This window comes from Sphingomonas sp. (genome assembly GCF_039595165.1).
In the GTDB taxonomy this organism is placed as follows: domain Bacteria; phylum Pseudomonadota; class Alphaproteobacteria; order Sphingomonadales; family Sphingomonadaceae; genus Sphingomonas.
The window spans coordinates 26,503-47,888 of record NZ_JBCNMA010000002.1; the positions used below are offsets into that span (position 1 = coordinate 26,503).

The window sequence follows — 21,386 nt, forward strand, 5'->3', positions numbered from 1 at the left end:
CCCACCAACTCGCCTCGCCATCACAATCCCCTCGATTTGAATTTATGATAGCGCTATCACATGGATCGGATCACGCAAGTGGTGATGGAGAGGATAACATGATCACGAGACGCGGCGTGCTCGCCGGCGGCGCGGCCGCGCTGACGGGGGGAGCGTCCCATGCGCGAAGCGGCACGGATCCGGTGCGTCCCGACTGGGCCTCGCTCGCTGATCATTTTCGCAGCCCGGACTGGTTTCGCGATGCCAAGCTCGGCATGTGGTCGCATTGGGGACCGCAATGCGTGCCCGAGTTCGGCGACTGGTACGGCCGGCTGATGTACGTCCAGGGCCATCCCACCTACGAGCATCACCTGCGCAGCTATGGCCATCCGTCGAAGTTCGGCTTCATGGAGTTCATCCCGCGCTGGCGCGCCGACAAGTGGCGGCCCGAGGCGCTGGTGGCCAAATACAAGGCGGCGGGCGCACGCTACATCGTGTCGATGGCGAACCACCACGACAATCTCGACATGTTCGCCAGTACCCACCACGCCTGGAATACCATGCGGGTCGGGCCGAAGCGCGATATCGTGGGAACATGGGCGCGTGCGGCACGCGCTGCGGGGCTGCGGTTCGGCGTCTCCAATCACGGCGCGCATGCCTGGCATTGGTGGCAGACCGCCTATGGCTATGACGCCGAGGGACCGATGCGCGGCGTCCGCTACGACGCCTTCCGGCTGCGCAAGGCCGACGGCAAGGGCAAATGGTGGCAGGGGCTCGACCCGCGCCTGCTCTACACCGGCCCCTCGATGGTCGCGCCCGACGGCATCGCCGGCATCGCCGCGATGAACGCCTGGCACGACGCCCATGACGGCCAGTGGCTGGAGACGGTGCCGGCGAGCAATCCCGGCTTCGCGCCCAACTGGCTGGCGCGGCAAAAGGAGCTGGTCGAGAAATACCGGCCCGACCTCGTCTATATGGACAATTACGGCTTGCCGCTCGAGCGTTACGGCCTTGAAGCGGCCGCGCATTACTACAACCAGTCGGTCGCCGCGAGCGGCGCGGTCGACGTCGTGCTGACCGGCAAGAAACTCTCCGCCGAGCAGCGCCGCGCGATCACCGACGATGTCGAGCGCGGCTTCGCCGAGGGTATCCGCGCCGAGCCGTGGCAGACCTGCACCTGCATCGGCCAATGGCATTATGACCGGCCGCTCTATGAGCGGAAGGGCTACAAGACCGCGAAGCAAGTGATCCAGCGGCTGCTCGATGTCGTGTCGAAGAACGGCAATTTGCTCCTCTCCATCCCGCAGCGCGGCGACGGCAGCATCGATGACGAGGAAGAGAAGTTGCTCGACGGCATGGCGCGCTGGATGGCGGTGAATGCCGAAGCGATTCACGGCAGCCGCCCATGGCGCCGCTACGGCGAGGGCCCGGCTCGCACGGGGGATGGTATGCACAACGAGAACCAAACCGCCTTCTCCGCCCGCGACGTCCGCTTCACCACCAACCGCGGCAAGCTCTATGCGGCGTTGATGGACTGGCCGCAGGAGCCGGTGACAATGGCATCGCTGGCCGGCGCGCAGGTCCAGCGCGTCACGCTGCTCGGCGGCGGGCCGCTCGACCTGCAACAGACGCAGGGCGGCCTCCGCATCACCCTGCCCCCGCCCGGCCCCGACGCGTTCGTGCCTATGCTGCGGATCGAGGGCAGCGGAATCATCTAGGAGCGCCTCGAACGATCCTCCCCTCGCGGGGGAGGATTGCACTCATTCCAACGCCATCGGCCACCGGCCGCACATCATGGCCGCTTCACCGTCACCGCCCGGCCCGAATAGGCGATCGGCGCCGACCGGCCGTCCGTGCCGTCGATGCCGCTGCCGTCCTTCATCCAGCGCACGACGATCTGACGGTTGGCGACCATGCCCTTGTAGCTGCCTTCGCGCACGCCGATGGCCAGCGTGCCGGTGGCGTCGTCATAGGCGAAGGGAATGCGGCTGAAGGCGCCCTTCTCGAACTGGTGGCTGCGGCCATCGTCCTCATAGAGCGAGAAGCTGCCGTCCGCGCCTGGATAAACCAGGATGGTGAGCGGCGCGTCGGGCTTCTCGTCGGTGTACTGCATCACCGGCCCGGTGGGGATGATGCTGCCCGCACGGACATAGACCGGGATGATCGCAGTCGGCGCATCCGCCTTCACCATTCGCCCACCGCGCTCACGCTTGCCGGTGTGGAGGTCGAACCAGTCGGTTCCGGCGGGGAGATAGACGTCGCGGCTGCGCGCCTTGAATTCAGTTACCGGCGTCACCAGCAGCGAAGGGCCGAACAGATACTGATCGCCGATGTCGCGCACCTTCGGGTCGGCCGGGAAATCCATCACCAGCCCGCGCATCATGCTGCCGTCCTTCTGGTTGGTGTCGGCGGCAAGCGTGTAGATGTAAGGCATCAGACGGTAGCGCAGCTCGGTATAGCGGATCAGCGCGTTGCGCACCGGCGAGCCCGCAGGCGCGATGTTGTAGGTCTCGCGATACGGAAATTCGCCATGGCTGCGGAAGATCGGCGAGAAGGCGCCGAACTGGAACCAGCGGAGGTAGAGCTCGCGCCACTCAGCGACATGCGCCGGATCCTGGTTGGTGAACCGGTCCTCGAGGGCGAAGCCGCCGATGTCGTGCGACCAGTTGGGAATGCCGGTCATCGAGAAGTTGATCCCCGCCGGGATCTGCTCGCGCAGATCGTCCCAGCGGCCGGCAATATCACCCGACCAGATCGTCGCGCCGGTGCGCTGGATGCCGCCAAAGGCCGAACGCGAGAGGATGTAGGGCCGTACATCGGGCCGCATCGCCCGCTGGCCCTTATAGACATTCTCGTTATGGGGCAGCGAGAAGCTGTTGTAGAATTCGCCGCCCGGTCCGCGCGCGGTCGGCCCCATGATCCAGGCGCGCTCCTCGGGCGAGAGATTGGAGTGCATGTCGGGCTCGTTGGCATCGAGCCACCAGCCGTCGACCCCGAGCACTGCGAGCCGGTCGCGGATTTGCCGCCAATAGATCGCGCGCGCCTTGGGATTGTAGGGATCGTAGTCGGTGTTGAGATAGCCCGGGCCGACCCAGTCCTTGTTCCCCATCGTCATGTTGCGCGTATAGACGCCGCCCGCCGCCGCCAGTTCCTTATAGGTGTCGGTGGCGGGGTAGAATTTGGGCCAGACCGAGATCATGAAATTGGCGTGCTGCTTATGCAGCGCGTCGATCATCCCCTTTGGATCGGGGAAGCGCTTGGGCTCGAGCCGATGGCTGCCCCAGTCGTCGTCGCGCCAGTAGCGCCAGTCGAGCACGATGTTGTCGAGCGGGATCTTGAGGTCGCGATAGGTCCTCACGACGTCCAGGATCTCCTTCTGCGTATCGTAACGCTGGCGGCTCTGCCAGAAACCATAGGCCCATTTGGGCAGCATCGACGCCTTGCCGGTGAGCTTGCGATAGCCCGAGATCACCCCGTCCATGTCCTTGCCCGCGACGACATAGTAATCGATCGCATGGGCGAGGTCGGAGGTCAGGGTGAGCGAGTGCCGCTCCGCCTCGGGCAGCGGATCGCTGTGGTGGAGCGACATATAGCCGGCGTTCGGCTCCCATTCGATGCGGATCGCGACCGGCTTGCCCGCGGTCATCGGCACGTCGAAATTATGGTACCAGGGGTGCCAGTTCTGGCGCCAGCGATCCATTACCAGCTTGCCGTCGACATAGAGCTTGAAATAGCTCGATCCATAGAGGCGGAAACGGTGCGGCCCGCCCTTGTCCGCCGTCACGTTCGCCGTCCATTCGACGCGCTGGGTCTCGACCGCGTTGCCCGCGGTGTTCTGCCCGCCAGTCGCCGCGACGGTCTTGGCCTTGGCGTCCGCCGGCCAGTTCTTGAGGTCGCGGATATGCTGGTAGTTGATCGTCTGCTCGCTCTGCGAAACCGCCAACCGGGTGCCCAGATAATAGCGCGCGTCCCAGCCCGGGCGGCCGTCCTTGCCCTCGACGCGCAGGCTGTCGCCTGGCGCGCCGGCGAGCGCATAGGGCTTGGGATTCCCGAAGCGGCTGATCCCGTTATTGTCCCACAGCACGCCATAATTGCGCGTCGAGACGACGAACGGCACCGCCGCGACGAAATTGTACTGGGCGAGTTCGACGTCCTCGCCGTTATAGTTGAACTGCCCGTTCTGGTGCTGGCCGAGGCCGTAAAAGCCCTCGTCGGTGCCGCGGTTGAACTGCTGAGTCACCGCGACGTAATTCTGCCCCTCGGCATGCGCGGACCGGAAGCTGGCGCTCGCCGCTTCGTTGAGGATCGCATTGCCCGCGGCATCGCGGAACGCGACATTGCCGTCCGCGAGCCGCACCGTCGCCGACAGGCTCGGGGTCGCCAGCGTCACCGTGCCGCTGCCCTCGCTGACGGTGAAGCCGTGCTTCGCGGGCGGCGCGATCACCTGAAGGCTGTCCGGAACCTTGGGATCGGCCTTGTCACTCTCGGTCACGCGGATCAGCCCGTCGCCATAGACCTGGAGCTCGACCCGCTTCTCGCTTCCTCCCGCGGGCGTCACGACCAAACCCGTGCCCGTCTTGCGCCAGCCCCCGGCGGTCTGGGCCGCGGCGGTTGTCGACAACGCTATCATGCTGGCGCCCAGCAGAACGGCGAATTTCCTCATCTCTCCGATACTCTCTTTTGATTCAGCGATAGGTGGCGAGCTTGACGCGCAATACTTGCTTCGCACCGGTGAAATTCAGGCCGTAATCGATCTGGTCGCCGTTCCAGCGGCGCATGAAGACCCATTTGCCCTTGTCGTAATATCCTTCCTCGACCCGGTCGAAGAGCAGCGGCCTTTTATCGGTCGCGACGCGGGCGAACTCGACCCGCGCATTGAAACCGGTGACGAGATATTCATCGGGTCCCAGCTCGGCGATCGCCGCCCCGCCCGAGGGCCATTCATTGCCCTTGGGCAGATCGAAGCCGAATTGCGGCCGGCCGAACGTGACGGTGGCGATATAGCCACCCACGTTCAGCACCTGCGTGAACTTGGCGGCCGGATCGGTCGGCTCGGCCGCGCCCCACACCTTGCCCTCGGCAGCAGCCTTGGCCCAGACCCGCTGCATCGGCGCGAACAGCTCGTAATTGCGCGCGAACAGCTCGACAGTCTCAGGGTCGAGCTTGGGCGCGCCGAGCGGAAAATTGGCATAGCCCGTCGCGTCCATGCCGAAGGGCGAGAAGCCGATCGCCCCGCGCCCGATCGTCGCGAAGAAATAGCGCGCATAGTGGCGCGCATTGCCGGTCTCCGCGACGAACAGAGGATTGTCCCTGCGCGCATATTTGTCGAGGAAACCGAGATAGGCCTTGTGGTCGGGGTTGTAGATGTCGGGTGATACCCAGTCGAGGTTCGGCGCTGCCGCCTCATAGATATCGATCACCGCTGGCGATGGACCACCCGAGGCGAAGCTGTTCGGATCCTGCCAGTCGAACGGGTTGCCGGGCAGCGCCGCGTTTGCATACATCGGCAGCGGCTTCACCTTCTTGCCTGCCGCCGCGACCCTGTCGATGTACGACGCCACCGCCCAGCTATGGAAATAGAGCTCGGCGTCGCGGCCGAACAATTGCGTCCAGGCGCCCGGCCCCTTGCCGAAGCGATTGCGGATCGTGTCCGGCACCGGTCCGGCGAACAGCCGGTTGGCCTCGGACGAATGGTCCCGCGCGCTGCCATAAGTGCCTGGCTCGTTCTGCACCTGCACGGTGATCACCGTGTTCTGCGGGTCGGCGGTCTTGAGGTGCTCCATCAGCCGCACAAACGCTTTGGTGTCCGCCTCCAGCGTCGATTTGGCGAAGGGCGACAGCGCGTAGTGCGTCTCGCCCTTGGCGTTCAGCATCCGCGGGAAGCGCTTGTTGTCGAGCTTCACCCAGGCCGGGGCATAGGCGGGCGCGGTGTTCTTCCAGGTCGCGAACCAGAGGAGGATCAACCGCTTGTCATTGGCGCGTGCCTCCTTGAGGAGCTGGTCGAGGAAGGAGAAGTCGAACTTCCCCTCCTCGGGCTCGATCTGCTCCCAGGCGATCGGCACCTGCACGGTATTGGCGTGCAGCCGATTTACCATCGGCCAAACCTGAGGCAGCATTGCCGGCCAGGCACTGCTGTTGTTGACCTGCGCGCCCAGCACCAGGAACGGCGCGCCATCGACGATCAGCGCATGGCGGCCGTTGCGAGTCTCCAGCCGGGGCAATTCGTCCGCATGGACATGGGCAGCGGCGAACAGCGCGGCGACGGCCATGCCCAGTATGGCGAGCTTGCGCGGCGCACGGCTCGGACTGCTCTCGCGGCAAAACAAGCTGGTTCCTCCCCATGATGTGACGAGCGACTTGGCGCCCTTATGGTAGCGGTATCATTTCTGAATCGGCGTGTCTATCTTGTCCGCGGAAATTGAGTCGGACTATTAGACGAGGCTGATGCCTGAGGGGGAAACACCCGTGACGATGGCACGATGGCTGTGGGCGGCCGTGTTCGCATTTCTGGTGCCGATGGCATACGGGGCAAGCGCGGAGCCGATATCGCCCGCCTCGCCCCGTGCCGTATTGACGCTTGGTCCCGGCTGGCACTTCTCCCGCGGAGACCATCCCGGGGCGAGCGCGATCGCGTTCGACGACAAGCACTGGACCAGGGTCACCCTTCCGCACAGCTTCAACGCCGCGGAAACCGGCGACGGGAGCTATTATCGCGGCCCGGCCTGGTACCGGCGCGTGCTGAACGTCACCCCGCGCGCGCCGGGGCGCCGACTGTTCATCCAGTTCGATGCCGCGGCGAGTGTCGCCGACGTGTGGCTCAACGGTAAGCACATCGGCCGGCACGAAGGCGGCCATTCGGCGTTCCGCTTCGACATCACCGCCGCGCTGGTCCCCGGCCACAACATCCTCGCCGTGCGCGTCGACAACAGCGCCACGCGCACGGTCGCGCCGCTGGGCGGCGACTTCACGATCTTCGGCGGTCTTTACCGCCCCGTCTCGCTGATCGAGACCGGCGATCTCCACTTCGACATGATGGATCATGGCGGACCCGGCATCTATGCCCGGGTCGCGAGCCTCACCCCGGAGCGCGCCGGCATTTCGGTTCTGGCGCGCGTCTCGAACGAGGGCCGCGCGCGCAAACGCGCGACGATCCTCAGCCGCATACTCGATGCGGAGGGGCGCGAGGTCGCACGAATGCAGCGCGCGGTCACGGTTGCGCCGGCCCGGGCAACCGCCGTCGAGTTGCACGGCGAGGTCGCCTCGCCGCGACGCTGGGACGGCGTCCGCGACCCATATTTCTACCGTGTCGTCACCCAGATCGGCGCGGCCGGCGATCAGGTGACGGTTCCGCTCGGCATCCGCACCGTCCGCATCGACCCGGCACGCGGGCTGCTTCTCAATGGCAGACCCTATCAATTGCGCGGCGCCAACCTGCAGCACAGCGCGCGGCCCGGAACCGGCACGGCCGTTTCGCGCGAGCAGATCGCCGAGGATTTCGCGATCCTGCGCGAGCTGGGATCGACCGGCGTCCGGCTCGCCCATTTCCAGCATCCGCAAGCGGCTTATGAGGAAGCCGACCGGCTCGGCCTTGGAGTCTGGACCGAGATTGGCACGGTTGCCGAGATCGAGGATAGCCCGGCGTTTCGCGCCAATGCCGCGCAGCAGCTCCGCGAGCTGATCGCCCAGACCTACAACCATCCGTCAGTGATGATCTGGGGGATCGGAAACGAGATCTATGCCGACGATCCCCGCGTCGCGCAGTTGCTGGCATATCTGCAGAAGGTGGCGAAGGAAGCGGATCCCAGCCGTCCGACTGCCTATGCGCATTGCTGCCAGGCCGACGGCCATCCCAAGGCGATGGTCAGCGACGTGATCGGCTTCAATCGCTATTTCGGATGGTACAAGGACCAGAGCGGCCAGACGCTGGGGCGGTGGGCAGCCGGCTTCCACGCAGCCCACCCGGGACGCGCCTTCGCAGTCAGCGAATATGGTGCAGGGGCCAGTATCCAGCACCAGGCCGATCCGCCCGGCGAGGTGGAGCCCGCCTCGGGCTGGCATCCCGAACAATATCAGACCGAGTATCACGAGCGGAATTGGCGCGATCTGGCCGACAAGCCCTATCTCTTCGCCACGTTCATATGGGTTGCGTTCGACTTCGCGTCAGCAGGGCGGCATGAGGGCGATCGGCGCGGGATCAACGACAAGGGCCTGGTCACCTATGACCGCCGGACGCGTAAGGATGCCTTCTATTGGTATCAGGCGAACTGGTCCGACAAACCGATGGTCCACATCGCCGGCCATCGACACGACATCCGCCGCACCCCCGATGTCGAGGTGAAGGCCTATACCAACGCTGATGCCGCGACATTGCTGGTCGATGGCGCGACAGTGGCGACGATCCCGGTCGAGGGACGGATCGCGCGTTGGAAGTTGCGCTTGCGGCCTGGGCTGAACCGGATTGAGGTCCGCACACCCGCCGGAAGCGACGTCACCGAATGGAGTTACCTCCCAACGCCCGCGATCCTAGCGCCAGCGGACTGATCGGACCTATGATCGAAACCTGGGCCCCCGTCCGGCGAACCGGCCCAAATCTCGTCGGAAGGATATTCGAAAAAGGATTCTTCCCCGGTCACTTCCTCCCCACGGCCGTTATTGGCCGCGGATTAACGTGCTCAGAGGATGGCCGACGCTCGGCGGCTCACGACCCATTGCGGACGTTGGAGTGACGTTAGACGATGTACCACGAAGTCATTTAGACCTCGCACTAGTGCTTGGCTGACTTTCATATGCCTGCCGTTCGCAGCGTTAACGGCATTCTACCGCCCACAGCTGACGTGCAGGTTATCCTATCCCGGCATCAATAATAGTCCGCCAGCACCAGTTCATGCGTTCGCCGCCCCTCGACCAACAGAAGTAGCCGCGTTCCCGGCGCGCGGTTGCTCATGCCGCGATGGGTGTTGTTGGGCCGGACAGCGCCTTCGCCCTCGTCAATCGTGATGATCAGGTCCCCCGGAACCAGGCCGGCTTGTGCCGCCGGACTGCTGGCGGCGACGTGGACAACCCGCAAACCCTTGCCCGATGGGATGACGCTCAGTCCGGACCGATCGCGCATAAATGGCCGGTCGGTTGCCCGAGCGCGCCTGAGCCGCATGCGGCCACGACCGAAATCCAGCTGACTATGGAAGCGCCTCAACACCGGTAGCCCCAGGACCACGGGGGCCGCGAAGTTCCATTGGGGCGGCACCGCGAATGGAATGTCCGTCAGTTCAAGATTGCCGAGCTTCAGTTGCGGCATGCGGCCGAGCTCGCTTATCGCGATCCCCTCGATGCCGATCGCAGCAGTGGATCCGCGGGCGAGACCGGCGAACAGACCATGTTGCTGCACCAAGCGTTGGCTGAGATACATCGGCACGGTCGATCCCAGATCGATCACCGCCTCGACCCGCAGGCCATCGCGCAGTTCGATTTCGGTGCTGAAATGGCGTTCGGACGACTGGGCGACGGCGAGCGCCTCCCCTTCCCCGGCGTCGGCGTCGTGGCCGAGCTGCAACCGCTGTGCGTCCGGATCGATCGTGACGACCGCCTGCAGGAAGAGCTCGCGGCCGAGCACCGCCTGGAACATCGTTCGAGCGGCGCGCGCAATGCCTTCCAGATCGAAGATCAGCGGCTCGATACTGGGTAGCCGCACCGGTCCGGCAACGATGTCGAGCGGCGGAGCAAGGCCCGCCGAGGCGTTGCCGGTGAAACCGATGAGGCGGCGCGCGGCCGCCGCCTTGATGCCTTGAAGCGCGGCAAATCGTGCGTCCACGAGCGAGCGCGTCGCCCCGCAATCGAGCACGGCGCGCGCGCTGACCCCTCCGATTGAGACGGGGATGACGAGCGGATCGTCATCCCCGTCTGTGAGCGCCATCGACTCTCCGGTGATTGGCGCAGCGGGATCACGGCCCTGGGCGAGTTCCGTCAGGGACAAGGTACGATTCATGCGGCAGCGAGACCCTTGAGCCGACTGCCAGCTCCCTTCAGCTCGACGATATGCCCCGCCTCACGGCGGCGCTGGATCCACTCCCCGAGCATTTCAGCGCATACATGGTCGATATGCCGCAGCCGCTCGACATCGAGGCGCAGGCGGTGCGGACCCGGCACGCGCTCAAGCGCCGCCGTCAGCCTGGGCAGCATGATGAAGGTCGCGGTGCCGTCGAGCACGATCTCGTGCATGTCGTCCTCGCGGCGCTCGTCGATTCCCAGCCGAAGCTTGGTCGCGTGCGGCAGGAGCTCGACCAGCGAAAGTGCAAGTCCGACGAGCACGCCGGTCAACAGATCGGTCGCGACGATCATGATGAACGTCCCCGCCCAGATCAGCGCGGGCAGCGGCCCGTAGCGGTGGAGCAGATGACGGACATGCACCACGCTGACCAGCTTGGCGCCCGTGACGACGAGCACGCCGGCGAGTGCTGCCATCGGGATCTCGCGGAGCAGCCACGGCAGCAGCGCGACGAAACCTAGGATCCAGACGCCGTGCAGCACCGCCGAGAGGCGCGTCACCGCACCCGCCTGGACGTTGGCGGAGCTGCGCACGATCACCCCGGTCATCGGGAGCGCGCCGGCAACGCCGCACAGCAGGTTGCCCAGGCCCTGCGCTCGCAGTTCCTTGTTGTAGTTCGTGCGCGCGCCGTTGTGCATCCGGTCGACCGCGGCGGCCGACAGCAGCGTCTCGGCGCTGGCGATGAAGGCAATCGCGATCGCGGTGAGGATGATCGCGGGCTGGGCGAATTGGGCAAGGATTCCGGCGTCGGGCAACGCGACGGCGCCGGTGATCGTTTCGGGCACGTCGACGCGGATGACGTCGAGATTCAGACCCCACGCCGCCAGCGTCGCGACGACGACGCCGACCAGCGCGCCGGGCACCAGCCGCAGGCTCTGCGGGCGCAGCTTCTCCCAGCCAAGCATCGCCGCGATCGTCAGTATGCCGATGGCGAAGGCGGCGACCGCCGCGCCTTGTCCGCCGGGGGCAAGACCGAGGAGGCGCCCCGGCATCGCGAGCAGATTGTCGATCCCGCCTGGCAGCGGCTTGGCGTCGAACAGGACATGGAACTGTCCCACCACGATGAGCAGGCCGATGCCCGCGAGCATGCCGTGGACCACGGCGGGTGAGATCGCGCGGAACCAGCCGCCGAGCTTGAACACGCCCGCCGCGACCTGGATGAGACCGGCCAGGATCAGGATCGGGCCGAGCGCGGACAGGCCCTGATCGCGCACGATCTCGAAGACGATGACCGCAAGGCCAGCGGCAGGACCACTGACCTGAAGCGGCGAGCCGGCGAGCGCGCCGACGACGATGCCGCCGATGATACCGGTTATGAGGCCCTTTTCGGGCGCGACGCCGGAAGCGATCGCAATGCCCATGCAGAGCGGCATCGCGACGAGGAAGACAACGATGGACGCGGTGAAGTCCCGCGACAGCGTCTTCCCCGGTAGCGGGAGCGAGAGATTCATGCCGCCACCTCCGCGGTAAAGTCAGCCGCGCGGCGCGGGGCATGGGGAAGCGCGACGGGCAGCGGCGCATCCTCGCGCAGTGGCACGAAGCGGCCGGTTTCCCCGTCGAGGCCGAGCACACAACCGGCATGGATGTCGACGAACCAGCCGTGCAGCGCGATCTCGCCCCGCGCGATTCCCGCTGCAACCGAAGGATGCGTGCGCAGATGAGCGAGCTGGGCGACGACATTCTCGAGCGAGACGGCGCGGATGCGCTGCCCATCGTCCATGTCGGGATAGCTGTCGGTCACGACCTTGTGCGCGGCGTGCGAATGGCGCAGCCAGGCGGCGACATTCGGAATGCCGGTTAGATCCTGCTTCATTGCCAGCGCCTTCATCGCGCCGCAGTCCGAGTGGCCGCATACGATGACGTCGCGCACGCCGAGAACGGCGATCGCATATTCAACGGTCGATGACACGCCGCCATTCTGGGTGGCGAAGGGCGGAACGATATTGCCAGCATTGCGGCAGACGAAGAGATCGCCGGGCTGGGCCTGCATGATGTGCTCAGGTACGATGCGCGAATCGGCGCACGAGATCATCAATGCCTTGGGGCTTTGCCCGTCGCTGGCGAGCTGTCCGTAAAGTGCGCTCTGGTTCGGAAAGACCTGCTTCTCGAACGAAAAGACGCGGCCGATGAGATCGTTCACGGGAGGACTCCTTGACTGACGCCGGGGGAGGCGCGCACTCAAGCTAGTCGTCGGATTTTGCTGCGTTGCAGCGCCTTTGTAACGAAGTGTTCAAATCCGTAAGGAAATGTTTCTGTGGCGGCGCAGCAATTCAGGCGATCTCAGCGCTGCGGCGCATGGCGCGGCAGATCGAGCTCGGCGCGCAGCCCGCCGCTTGGCCGGTTGGTTAGTCGGAGCACCCCACCCTCGCGCAATGCGAAGCGGTGAGCGATCGGAATGCCGAGGCCCAAGCCATACGTATCGCGACTGCGTGCCAGATCGAGCCTGACGAACGGCTCGAGCACGTGGAGCAGCTCTTCCTCCGGGATGCCGCCGCCATTGTCCTCAACGCGCACGACGATCCGGTCGCCCGCCGTCTCGAGGCTGACCTGCGCACCGTCGGCATATTTGATCGCGTTCTCGACGAGATTGCCGACGGCGCGCTTGAGCGCACCCGGACGCAGCATCGCCTCCAGGTGATCGGGACCGCTATAGTTGGCGGGGTGGCCCATGTCGGTCGCATCGTCGACGATTGTCTGGACGAGGATGGCGACATCGGTCTGCGTGGGCTTTTCGGGATCGCTGTCGCCGCCATAGAAAGCGAGCAGCGAGGCAACCATCGCCTCCATTTCGTCCAGGTCCTTGGCGATCGCAGTGCGCAACGCTGGGTCCTCGATTCCTTCAGCGCGAAGTTGGAGCCGCGCCAGCGGCGTTCGCAGGTCGTGTCCGACCGAGGCCAGCGCTTCGGTTCGATCGATGATGAGCTGGTGAATCCGGGCCTGCATCACGTTGAAGGCGCGCACCACGCGGCGGATCTCGAATACCCCGATTTCGGGAAGCACGACTCGCTCGCCCCGGCCGATGCGCTCGGCCGCGCCGGTGAGCATCCGCATCGGAGCGAGCACCCGGCGCAACAGCAGACCGCCGATCAGGATCAGGGCGACCGCCGGAATGAGCGCGAGCAGGAAACGGTTGAAGCGCAGCTTGGAAGGATGGACGAGCTGCGTCGCCTTGAATTCGAGCCAGCTGCCATCATTGAGGCCCAGCTGCCCCATGACGATCCCGCTGCGGCCCGGCGATTTCAGGTGCAGATGGAGGTTGCTGCGGGCGAGTGCGGGTTCCAGACTGACGATCTGGGCGCGCATCTCGCCAAGTTCGGCTGCCAACAGCACGGGCGGAACCCGCGTCGGATGCCATTTGACGACGAAGGCCTCGCTCGACAGCCGTTCGGCGAGATCGGCGCGTTGCATGCGCGGCTGTGCGTTCATCAGGCGGCTGGCAATGGCGAGCTTTTCGGCGACGCGATGCGCCTCGTCTTCGCGTACGCGGAGCTGCCCCGCGCGTTCGTAGAGTATCGTGCTGACCACGAACTCGATGGCGATCGCGATCAGCAGGATCGCAAAGACACGGCCCAGCAGCCCAAATGACAGCCGCGTCCTGTTGGTCACTGGCGTGTGACTTCGGCGCTGAACATGTAGCCGACGCCTCGCACGGTGACGATCGGCGCGCTGGAGTCCTTGTGCGAGAGCTTGCGGCGGAGTCGGCTGACGAGCACGTCGATGCTCCGGTCGGACGCGTCGCCCAGCCGCGTTCGCGACAATTCGATCAGCCGTTCCCGCGCAACGACGCGCTGGGAGTTCTCAAGGAAGCTCGACAGCAGATCGAACTCGGCCCCGGTGAGGTCGATCACGGCGCCGGTTGGCGACAGCAGCTCTCGGCGTGGGAAATTGACCGTCCAACCGGCGAAGCGCGCAAGGCCATGTCCATTGTCCCCGTGCCGGCGGTCAAGCTGGCCGCGACGCAGCACTGCACGCACTCGCGCGATCAGTTCGCGAGCGCTGAACGGCTTGGCGAGATAATCATCGGCACCGAGCTCGAGACCGACTACGCGATCGGTTTCACTGCCCTTGGCACTGATGAAGATGATCGGAACGCCGCTGCGCTGACGAAGCTCGCGACAGAGGTCCAGGCCGTTCGTGCCGGGAAGCATGACGTCCAGCAGCACGAGATCGATCGGCCCCGTTTCGAACGCCACCCACATTTCGGGAGCCGAGGCCGCAGGGCGCACCTGATAGCCGTTTTGCTGAAGCGCGCGCGCTGTCAACGTGCGCAAGGCGGGATCATCTTCGACGAGCAGGATAACGGGAGCGGTCATACCAACAATCTGTACTGAACTGAGCGCGCCTCGCGCGCTTCCACAACGCATCGAGAATGCGACTGGGGCGTCAACTAGGACGTGTACTCGCGAAGTGCCAGCATGGCCGAAGCCCGGAAACATTTTTTCACACGGATGCCGGACGCCCTCGACTCGCTGCCGACCGCCTCCTCGGCTCGGCCACGCCGCGAGCACGAAAGCTTCCCAACATCCGCGTGATCACGCACTGGCCACCAATGCAGTCGACGGGCGGCTAACCAAGTGACGCCGCGGAGACTCCGGACCGACTGCAAGGTTCAAGGTCGCCTGCGGCATCGCCGAACGACCGCTATGAGAGCGCAATTGCCGGCCGGCGGGTGCACTGAAATGTCCGACCTCATGGGCGTACCGTTGCCGGGATGCATCGACTTCGAGGATGGCTGCTCACGACTGTGTCTCGAACGCTCAACGCAAACGGTCACATGAGGCACGAACAGCGCGGGCCGACGCCAGCCGGTCTTTGCCGAAGCCCTCGCCGCCCTCGATCAAAGTGGGCGGCGCGCAGATTTGTGCGCGAGCCTTCTCCGCGGCGAGGAGCCGCGCGTAACTCTTCATCGAACCCATGAAACCTCCGCTCTGGGCGGTCCAGCGCATCAAGCTTGTCCGAGTTCCTGCGACTCGTCGCAAAGCGAGTTCGGGCGCCTGGCTAGCGGTTGCCCCGCGTTTTCCACTGGCTAGCCGAATAGGGCGCCCGCCTTGCCACAAAGACCCCGCGCCCCGATTTCACACGATTGTAACATTTGCGCGGATCGGGCATTCGCGCATCAAACGGAGTGCCCGATATTCGCCAAATCGCCGCCTTACCTTACCGTGCAGAGGGCACGGCAATTGATGCGCCCGTTCGCATTCTGCTGGTCACTTCGCGCGGCAGCGGGCGCTGGGTGATTCCCAAGGGCAACGCCGCCGCCGCCGGTTCCGCGCCGCACGCCTGCGCCGCACGCGAGGCGGAGGAGGAGGCCGGCGTCCACGGCGCCGCCTGTCCCACTCCGCTCGGCTCGTTCCGCTACCGCAAGACACGCGGCAACGGCGCGTCGCTGATGGTCGACGTCGACGTCTTTCCGCTCGCCGTCACGCACGAGTTGCCCGCATGGAAGGAGCAGCACCAGCGTGAGCGCCGCTGGTTCACGCTGACCGAGGCTGCCGACGCGGTCGACGAGCCCGATCTTGCCGATCTCATCCGCAGCTTCGGCGCATCCGAATTCAACGCGGCCGCGCGCCGCACCGGCGTGCTCGCCGCCGCCGCCGAAAAATCGAGGGTTTCCGACATGTTCGCCTGGTTCCAGCGCCTGCTTCCCAAGACGGGCAATTTCTTCGAGCTGTTCGAGGCGCATGCGGTGACGATCACCGCGGCGGCGGACGCGCTCGCCCGGCTGTTCCAGGGCGGCGCCACCGCCGACCATATCCGCGAGATCATGGAGCGCGAGCATGACGCCGACAACATCATCCGCGAGGTCCTGCAGACCGTGCGCAAGACCTTTCTCACCCCGTTCGACCGCAGCGCGATCACCAGCCTGATCGGCGCGATGGACGACGCCGTGGACGAGATGCAGGCGGGCGCCGCCGCGGTCGATCTTTACGAGGTCAAGGAGTTCGAGCCCGAGATGCGCGACATGGCCGCGATCATCGTCGACGCCGCGCGCCTGACGGCCGAGGCGATGCCGCTGCTGCGCGACGTCGCCAGGAACGGCGTCCGCCTCCACGAGTTGACCGAGCGCCTCGTGCGCATGGAGGGCCATGCCGACGACATCCACGACGCCGGCATCAAGCGCGCGTTCAAGGCCTATGGCGACGATCCGATGAAGTTCATCGTCGCGCGCGAGATCTACAAGCATCTCGAACGCATCACCGACGCGCTCGAGGACGTCGCGAACGAGATCGATGGCATCGTCATCGATCACGCGTAAGCCGCACGATGCACGAACTCGCCTTCCCCCTCCTCATCGGCCTCATCCTCGTCGCGCTGGCATTCGACTTCCTCAATGGCCTGCACGATGCCGCCAACTCGATCGCCACGGTGGTCGCCACGCGCCTGCTCGGCCCGGTCCAGGCGGTCGCCTTCGCGGCCTTCTTCAACTTCGCCGCCTATTTCCTGACGCTCGGCTTCCCCGAGCTGCACAAGGTCGCGGAAACCATCGGCAAGGGGTTGATCGACAAGGACCTCGTCACCCCCGCCGTCGTGTTCGGCGCGCTGGTCGGTGCGATGTTCTGGAACGTCGTCACCTGGCTCAAGGGCATCCCCTCCTCGTCCAGCCACGCGCTGGTCGGCGGCATCGTCGGCGCGGGCGTCGCGCATGCCGGCTTCACCGGCATCCAGTGGAGCGGCCTCAACAAGACGCTCATCGCGATCGTTCTCTCGCCTCTGCTCGGCATGTTGCTGGCGATGCTCGTCATGCTGATCTCGAGCTGGGCGTTCGCCCGCGCCACCAACCGCACCGCGGAGAAGAGCTTCCGCGTCCTCCATCTCTTCTCGTCCGCCGCCTATTCGATCAGCCACGGCCTCAATGACGCGCAGAAGACGATGGGGATCATCACCGTGCTGCTCTACTCGACTGGCAATCTCTCGGGCGAGTTCCACGTCCCTCACTGGGTCGCGATCGCCTGCTATGTCGCGATCGCGCTCGGCACGCTATCGGGCGGATGGAAGATCATCGAGACGATGGGCAGCCGCATCACCAAGCTGTCGCAGCATCAGGGGTTCAGTGCGTCGATGGGCGGCTCGATCATGGTGTTCACCGCCTCGCTGCTCGGTATTCCGGTCTCGACCACCCACACCATTACAGGCAGCATCGTCGGCGCCGGCACCGCGCGCCGCGCCTCGGCCGTACGCTGGGGCGTTGCGCGCAACGTCGTCTGGGCATGGGTCATTACCATCCCCGCTTCGGCGGCAGTGGGCGCTGCCTTCTACGCAATTACGAGACTATTCTGACTGGCGGCGTTTGCCGCGGATACGCGTCTGGCGGACCCGCCCAAATCTCGTCGGAAAGATATTTGAAAAAGGCTTCTTCCCCAGCCACTTACGCAAGGCTGATGGACGTCAATGGACTGGGAAAATGGTGCCCAGACGAGGAAACCAAATGGGCGCCCAACTAGCTGACTTCGAAGCGCGATTTCCATCGCCTTCTCGCCGAGAGACACGGTAGCAGACACAAGTCGCGGCACCAGCCTCAGAGCTTCCAAGCGCGACAGCGAAAGCTTCGGATATTCCAGCGAGGACCATATTTAGACCGCAGCAGTCTGGAGGTTGAATTGATGAGCCACGGGGCCATCGACAAATTGTCCAGCCTTCCCGCCTGCGATCCAAGGGGCCGACCCCTTCGCAAGCGCAGCACGCATATAGGACTAGATTTTCTATCCTGTTCCCGCGGAATCTAATTTCCTACTAAAAAAGTGGGAAATGAGTCGCCAGGCTCATGAAGGCAGCGAATGCCTGTCTAAACGGAGGAACAGCCTTGGTCGATCATCTTGTCCACCGCCGCAAACCGGCTTCTTTCCGCAGGCTCGGCGCGCGATCGACCGTCCTTGCCGGCCTGTTCCTGCTCGGTGCCGCTTCGCCCGCAGCGCTAAGCGCGCAGCACGGGACGGACGGCAATTTCCACGACCTGTTCGCGCGCAAGACCGCGTCGAGCGAGCCGCAGGAACCGGTGACGATCGAAACGCGCACGACGGCCGAAAGCCGCGCCGGGGTGCGACGGCTGCGTATCGGCGACTTCCAGTATCTGAGCGACAGCGAACGCGACTATGCCGGCTATGACTTGGGCGCCGGATCATGGGACACGTTTGCTGCGGTGCTGGGCAGCGCGGTCGCGGACGAGTTCGTCACCCAAGCCGCGATCGCGAAAATCCCCGTGAACTCGATCGATGTGATTTTCACGAGCCGGCCCGACACGCCTGAGGTCGCGAAGACGCACAAGGTCTCCTATCCCCGCAATCTGGCCTATGTGGCCTATATCGATTCACCGGCGAGCGACGCTCAGCTCGACGCGCTGCGCAAGGCCGTGGATCAGGCTTCATCGGTCCTCGGCATCGTTCGCGAGCCGGTTCCGCTCGCCCATGGCACCGTTAACCTCACGGCCAGCCCCGCCAAGCGCGATCCCAACTTGCCGCCTGGCTTGCGCGACTTCCTCGTCGAGAAGCGCACCGCGATCCTGCGCAGACGACAGCGTGCCGCGGATGCCGCCAGGAGCGGAACTCCCCGGCCGCCCTCTGCCGGTCTGCGCGCCCATGCGCGCGTCGATCCGGCAACCGGGATCCGGCTGACCCGGACCGGCGGCCATGTGATCCTGCACGATGGCTGGCGGCGCCCCGGCGAATCCCCGCGCGCGCCGAGCGTCGAGCAGCACATCATCGGGGTGCTCGGTACCTGCCTCACGCACATTTTCGAGGTGCAGGCGGCGCAGAAGCAGATCGTGCTCGACGGCGTAGAGCTGCGCACTCGCGCCACGCTGGTGCCGCGCTCGACGAGCGGTCCAGCGCGGTTCCGCGACGTCTCCTACAGCGTGGACATCACCTCGCCCGAGCCGGCCGCCCGGATCACCGAGCTGCGCGAGGCCGTCGAGGGCAGCTGCCCGATCTACAACCTGCTCAAGGACTCGCAGGGCATCGAAAGCCGCGTGGTTCGCGGACCCTATCGCGAAACGCCGAGCTGATGGATCGGGCAGGTGCGCAGAGATCGCCTGCCCCGAATCGGCTCGGCACCAAATTCAGCCACCCGCCGGCGAGCGGGGGCGAAGCGAGAGGATCACAGAGAATGCGCTGGCGGAGCGCGCGACCGGCATCGCCGGCCGCGTTCCCGAGCGCGTCGGCAGCTTCCCGCAACGGAAAAGGGGTTCCTGTGCTTGATCGTATCGCTTCGTTCGCCCTCGTTCCCGCTGTCGCGTTGCTGGGCGTCTCGCCCGCCATGGCAGCGGATGGCTTCGATCCCACAGAAGATCCGCGATCGGAAGCCGAGGGATCCGACGAGGACGGCGACGATGATATCGTCGTGACCGGCAGGGCTGAGGCGCCCGCAATCAGCTCCGGCGCGCTCGGCAACCGGAGCGCGTTGGACACACCGTTCTCGGTCAACACCGCGACGGCCGAGGATATCGAGAAATTGCGGGCGCACTCGATCGCCGACTATTTTGTGGGCGACGCCGCGGTCACCCGCGACGGCGGCAGTCGCTACAACATCCATGCGCAATGGGTGACGGTCCGCGGCGCCGCGGTGCGCACCCACCTCTACAACGGCACTCCGATCGGCAGCACGCAGGGCGCGGACACGCCGCCGGAATTCCTGCAGGAAGTGCAGCTGCTCAAAGGCGCTGGCGGATTCATCTACGGATTCGGTGTCCCGGGCGGGATCATCAACTACATCACCAAGAAGCCGACCGACGACTTGCTGCGCGTCACGCTGGGCTATCAGTCCGCTTCGCTGTTCCGCCAGCACGTCGACGTCAGCGAGACCTTCGGCGAGTTCGGCGCGCGGCTCAATCTGGTTCAGGAGTTCGGCGAGACCTATAACCATGGCAAGTTGCTGCGCCGCGGCGTGGCGCTGGCGCTGAGGGCCGAGCTCGCTCCGGGCCTCGTCTGGCAAGCCGAGGGCTTCTACAACAACAACCGCATCGACCGCGCCGAGCCAAGCTTCGTCGTCGGCGGCAACGCCTCGCCCGTCGTGCCGACCTACCAGGACCGTGAGGTGCCCGATCCGGTCAGCGGCCGCACGCGCTTCGCTTCGGACGACACCTACACCGATGGGCGGCTGTACAACGTCAGCACCGGCGTGACCTGGGATCTGGCACCGGGCTGGCAAGCGCGCGTCAGCTATGGCCGGTCGAGCAACAACCAGCGGCTACCCTATGAGCGGATCATGCTCATCAACCGGGCGGGCGACTATGGCCTGCGCCTGTTCGATGGCCTCAACATCAACGAGAATAATCTCGCGCTCGCCTATCTCGACGGCAGCTTCTCGACCGGCGGCATCAAGCACCAGGTGACCGCCGGAGTCGACTGGCGCGACGGCGTCACCGTCGGCGCGCAGAACCTCGCGACGATCCAGGCCGGCTCGAACCTGTTCAACCCGGTTCCCGCGCGCTGGCAGTACGACAAGTCGCGCAACATCGAGACCCGCCGAACCGGCTGGGAGCAGGAGAAATCCGCCTTCATCAGCGACACCGTGACCGTGTTTGACACGGTCTCGCTGCTCGCTGGCCTGCGCTACGCCGCCTATGAGGCGAAGGCGTGGAACTGGCTCTCGCGCGCGCTGACCAACGACTATAGGAGCGACGGCGCCACGCCGACCTTCGCGTTGCTGGTCAAGCCGGACAGCGGATCGACCTATTACGCCAGCTATATCGAGGCGCTCGGCGCCGGCACGATCGTCGGCAACGCCTACGAGAATTTCGGCGAGATCCTGCCTGCGCTGAAGAGCAAGCAGTACGAAATCGGCGCGAAATGGTCGCGGGCGAGCTGGGACGCCAGCATCGCAGTGTTCCGCCTCGATCGCGGCGCCAATCTGGTGACGGCCGACAACCGGTTGGTGCAGGACGGCGTCGAGCGGTTCCAGGGCGTCGAGGCTGCGGCGCGCATCACGCCGTTCGAACAACTCTCGTTCGGCGCGTCCGGCGCGTTCGTCGACGGCAAGCATCATCGCGCGACCAACGCCTGGCTGGTCGGCAAGCCGGTCCACGGCACCGCGCGCTGGACCGGCGTGGTCGATGTCGATTACCGCCCGGAATTCCTGCCCGGCTTCGGCTTTCGTGGGTTGGTCCGCTATCAGGGCAAGGCCGCTATCTACAACAACCAGGCGCAGGACTGGACGGTCTACACGCCCGACGTGGTGCTCGCGAATGTCGGCGGCGACTATCGCTTCGACGTCGGCGGCCGCGAGCTGACGCTGCGCTGGCAAGTCCAGAACCTGTTCGACACCAGCTACTGGAACAGCGGGACCGCGACCTGCTGTTACTCGCTCTCGCCCGGCCAGCCGCGAACCTTCTCGCTCGATCTCAGCATCGACCTGTGACGCCGCGCCCTTGCTC

Annotated in this window: 14 protein-coding genes; 6 read left to right on the forward strand and 8 right to left on the reverse strand. The window is 65.5% G+C overall.

Annotation, left to right across the window (positions count from 1 at the left end; genetic code table 11):
- The first annotated feature begins 98 nt into the window (after nucleotides 1–98).
- Nucleotides 99–1,697, forward strand: a complete 1,599-nt coding sequence (locus tag ABDV68_RS00525) for an alpha-L-fucosidase (RefSeq protein ID WP_343517689.1) — start codon at nucleotides 99–101, stop codon at nucleotides 1,695–1,697.
- 74 nt (nucleotides 1,698–1,771) lie between these two features.
- On the opposite strand, the gene ABDV68_RS00530 is transcribed toward ABDV68_RS00525, so the two are convergent.
- Both ABDV68_RS00530 and ABDV68_RS00535 read right to left on the reverse strand, forming a co-directional pair.
- The gene (locus ABDV68_RS00530; RefSeq protein WP_343517727.1) at nucleotides 1,772–4,609 is read right to left on the reverse strand and encodes a TIM-barrel domain-containing protein; all 2,838 of its coding nucleotides are present in this window, start codon (nucleotides 4,607–4,609) and stop codon (nucleotides 1,772–1,774) included.
- Nucleotides 4,610–4,664: 55 nt separating this feature from the next.
- Nucleotides 4,665–6,248 (reverse strand): DUF5597 domain-containing protein, encoded by a 1,584-nt coding sequence (locus tag ABDV68_RS00535; protein WP_343517690.1) that lies wholly within the window; start codon nucleotides 6,246–6,248, stop codon nucleotides 4,665–4,667.
- A gap of 301 nt (nucleotides 6,249–6,549) precedes the next feature.
- Between ABDV68_RS00535 and ABDV68_RS00540 the strand changes: the two genes are divergently transcribed.
- Nucleotides 6,550–8,520, forward strand: coding sequence for a glycoside hydrolase family 2 TIM barrel-domain containing protein (locus tag ABDV68_RS00540; RefSeq protein WP_343517691.1), 1,971 nt, complete (start codon nucleotides 6,550–6,552; stop codon nucleotides 8,518–8,520).
- Nucleotides 8,521–8,836: 316 nt separating this feature from the next.
- On the opposite strand, the gene ABDV68_RS00545 is transcribed toward ABDV68_RS00540, so the two are convergent.
- From ABDV68_RS00545 to ABDV68_RS00570, 6 genes are all read right to left on the reverse strand, one after another.
- The gene (locus ABDV68_RS00545; protein ID WP_343517692.1) at nucleotides 8,837–9,961 is read right to left on the reverse strand and encodes an aspartyl protease family protein; all 1,125 of its coding nucleotides are present in this window, start codon (nucleotides 9,959–9,961) and stop codon (nucleotides 8,837–8,839) included.
- Nucleotides 9,958–11,472 (reverse strand): SulP family inorganic anion transporter, encoded by a 1,515-nt coding sequence (locus ABDV68_RS00550; RefSeq protein ID WP_343517693.1) that lies wholly within the window; start codon nucleotides 11,470–11,472, stop codon nucleotides 9,958–9,960. Before ABDV68_RS00550 ends, ABDV68_RS00545 begins: the two co-directional genes overlap by 4 nt.
- Nucleotides 11,469–12,161, reverse strand: coding sequence for a carbonic anhydrase (locus ABDV68_RS00555; RefSeq protein ID WP_343517694.1), 693 nt, complete (start codon nucleotides 12,159–12,161; stop codon nucleotides 11,469–11,471). Before ABDV68_RS00555 ends, ABDV68_RS00550 begins: the two co-directional genes overlap by 4 nt.
- 140 nt (nucleotides 12,162–12,301) lie before the next feature.
- Nucleotides 12,302–13,627 carry an ATP-binding protein gene (locus tag ABDV68_RS00560; protein ID WP_343517695.1) on the reverse strand — a complete coding sequence of 442 codons (1,326 nt, stop codon included), beginning with the start codon at nucleotides 13,625–13,627 and terminating at the stop codon, nucleotides 12,302–12,304.
- Nucleotides 13,624–14,334: a response regulator transcription factor gene (locus ABDV68_RS00565; RefSeq protein WP_343517696.1), complete on the reverse strand. Its 711-nt coding sequence runs from the start codon at nucleotides 14,332–14,334 to the stop codon at nucleotides 13,624–13,626. The genes ABDV68_RS00560 and ABDV68_RS00565 overlap by 4 nt, the downstream gene beginning before the upstream one ends.
- Nucleotides 14,335–14,778: 444 nt before the next feature.
- On the reverse strand, nucleotides 14,779–14,967 hold the full coding sequence (locus ABDV68_RS00570) for a hypothetical protein (RefSeq protein ID WP_343517697.1): 189 nt from the start codon (nucleotides 14,965–14,967) through the stop codon (nucleotides 14,779–14,781).
- A gap of 188 nt (nucleotides 14,968–15,155) precedes the next feature.
- On the opposite strand from ABDV68_RS00570, the gene ABDV68_RS00575 reads away from it, so the two are divergent.
- The 4 genes from ABDV68_RS00575 (at nucleotide 15,156) to ABDV68_RS00590 (ending at nucleotide 21,370) form a co-directional block, all read left to right on the forward strand.
- The gene (locus ABDV68_RS00575) at nucleotides 15,156–16,277 is read left to right on the forward strand and encodes a DUF47 family protein (protein ID WP_343517728.1); all 1,122 of its coding nucleotides are present in this window, start codon (nucleotides 15,156–15,158) and stop codon (nucleotides 16,275–16,277) included.
- An 8-nt stretch (nucleotides 16,278–16,285) separates the two neighbouring features.
- A complete protein-coding gene (locus ABDV68_RS00580) occupies nucleotides 16,286–17,299 on the forward strand; it encodes an inorganic phosphate transporter (RefSeq protein WP_343517698.1) in 1,014 nt (337 codons plus the stop codon).
- 523 nt (nucleotides 17,300–17,822) lie between these two features.
- On the forward strand, nucleotides 17,823–19,019 hold the full coding sequence (locus ABDV68_RS00585; RefSeq protein ID WP_343517699.1) for an OsmC family protein: 1,197 nt from the start codon (nucleotides 17,823–17,825) through the stop codon (nucleotides 19,017–19,019).
- Between the two features lie 185 nt (nucleotides 19,020–19,204).
- Nucleotides 19,205–21,370: a TonB-dependent receptor gene (locus ABDV68_RS00590; RefSeq protein WP_343517700.1), complete on the forward strand. Its 2,166-nt coding sequence runs from the start codon at nucleotides 19,205–19,207 to the stop codon at nucleotides 21,368–21,370.
- The last annotated feature ends 16 nt before the right edge of the window (nucleotides 21,371–21,386 follow it).

Excerpts from the sequence above, each read along its gene's own strand:
- ABDV68_RS00525 (WP_343517689.1), top strand. The coding sequence starts at position 99 with ATGATCACGAGACGCGGCGTGCTCGCCGGCGGCGCGGCCGCGCTGACG.
- ABDV68_RS00530 (WP_343517727.1), bottom strand. The coding sequence starts at position 4,609 with ATGATAGCGTTGTCGACAACCGCCGCGGCCCAGACCGCCGGGGGCTGG.
- ABDV68_RS00535 (WP_343517690.1), bottom strand. The coding sequence starts at position 6,248 with ATGGCCGTCGCCGCGCTGTTCGCCGCTGCCCATGTCCATGCGGACGAA.
- ABDV68_RS00545 (WP_343517692.1), bottom strand. The coding sequence starts at position 9,961 with ATGAATCGTACCTTGTCCCTGACGGAACTCGCCCAGGGCCGTGATCCC.
- ABDV68_RS00550 (WP_343517693.1), bottom strand. The coding sequence starts at position 11,472 with ATGAATCTCTCGCTCCCGCTACCGGGGAAGACGCTGTCGCGGGACTTC.
- ABDV68_RS00565 (WP_343517696.1), bottom strand. The coding sequence starts at position 14,334 with ATGACCGCTCCCGTTATCCTGCTCGTCGAAGATGATCCCGCCTTGCGC.
- ABDV68_RS00570 (WP_343517697.1), bottom strand. The coding sequence starts at position 14,967 with ATGCGCTGGACCGCCCAGAGCGGAGGTTTCATGGGTTCGATGAAGAGT.
- ABDV68_RS00580 (WP_343517698.1), top strand. The coding sequence starts at position 16,286 with ATGCACGAACTCGCCTTCCCCCTCCTCATCGGCCTCATCCTCGTCGCG.